General features: G+C 63.8%; 1 protein-coding gene. It reads right to left on the minus strand.

What is annotated here, in order from left to right:
* A partial coding sequence (locus ACLEJQ_RS25875) for a carbon starvation CstA family protein (protein ID WP_440799967.1) occupies window positions 1–229 on the minus strand: 229 nt, incomplete at both ends.

The following is a 229-nucleotide window of genomic DNA, read 5'->3' on the forward strand; positions in this document are numbered from 1 at the left end:
GCCCATACCGTTGGTGAACTGGGTCAGCGCCGGCATTTTCAGCTCGGGCATGGTGATCAGGATGCCGATCGCCAGGGCGACGATGGTGCCGATCTTGAGGAACGTCGACAGGTAGTCCCGTGGCGCCAGGATCAGCCACACCGGCAGCACCGCCGCGACGAAACCGTAGCCGATCAGCATCCAGGTGATCTGGATCCCGGTGAAGGTGAAGGCCTTGGCCCAGACCGGG

This window comes from Pseudomonas sp. SMV71 (assembly GCF_052042015.1).
In the GTDB taxonomy this organism is placed as follows: domain Bacteria; phylum Pseudomonadota; class Gammaproteobacteria; order Pseudomonadales; family Pseudomonadaceae; genus Aquipseudomonas.